Genomic DNA, 1,024 nt, shown 5'->3' on the forward strand with positions numbered 1-1,024 from the left:
CCGAGCGCGGCAACGAACTCGGCCGGTCCCTTGCGCAGCGCCTCGGTGAAGACGGCGGCGAGCGGCAAAAGCAAAAACAGCGCGACGAAGACAAGCGCGGTGATCGTCAGGGTCAGCCGGGCAAAGCGGCTTTCCGAGGTGGCGGCAGCCAGCGCCGGCAAGGCCCGTTGCGGCCCGGATGCGGTCAGATCATGCGACATAGACATATCTCCGCCGGCTCCAGGCCTGGATCGAGTTGATGAGGAGCAGCATGGCGAAGGAGATCGCCAGCATCACCGCGGCAATGGCGGTGGCGGCAGCATAGTTAAACTCTTCAAGCCTGATGACGATCAGAAGCGGGGCGATCTCCGAGACATAAGGCAGGTTGCCGGCGATGAAGATCACCGAGCCGTATTCGCCGACGCCGCGGGCAAAGGCGAGCGCAAAGCCGGTGAGGCCGGCCGGCAGCAGTCCCGGCAACAATACCCGGCTGATCGTCTGGAAACGGCTGGCGCCAAGGGTGGCTGCGGCTTCTTCCACCTCCTTGTCGATCTCCTCCATGATCGGCTGCACGGTCCTGACAACAAACGGCAGGCCGACGAAGATCAGCGCGACGACGATGCCGGATGGCGTAAAGGCGATCTTGAGCCCGAGCGGCTCGATGAACTGGCCGATCCAGCCGTTGCCGGCATAAAGCGTCGTCAAGGCAATGCCGGCGACCGCGGTCGGCAGCGCGAACGGCAGGTCGACCATGGCGTCGATCACCCGTTTGCCGGGGAAACGATAGCGCACCAGCACCCAGGCGAGGATGACGCCGAAGACGAGGTTGATGATCGCGGCGAGAAACGCCGTGCCGAACGAGATCTTCAGGGCATTGAGCGTGCGCGGATCGAGCGCCAGCTCAAAGAACTTGGCCCAGCCGAGCCCGCTTGCCCGCCACACCAGCCCCGACAGCGGGATCAACACGATCAGCACCAGCCAACTCAGCGTGATCCCGAGCGACAGCCCAAAGCCAGGCAAAACACTCGGCTGGCGAAATCGCCAG

Annotated in this window: 1 protein-coding gene and 1 pseudogene; both read right to left on the reverse strand. The window is 64.2% G+C overall.

Annotation, left to right across the window (positions count from 1 at the left end; genetic code table 11):
* Window positions 1-200 (reverse strand): annotated as a pseudogene (gene cysW / locus AC070A_RS34600) (sulfate/thiosulfate ABC transporter permease CysW); the annotation flags it as partial.
* On the reverse strand, window positions 190-1,024 hold an 835-nt coding region (gene cysT, locus AC070A_RS34605; RefSeq protein WP_113133515.1), incomplete at its 5' end, for a sulfate ABC transporter permease subunit CysT. The gene cysT and the pseudogene cysW, both read right to left, overlap by 11 nt.

Source organism: Ensifer sp. GW101-20A05, from assembly GCF_059424735.1.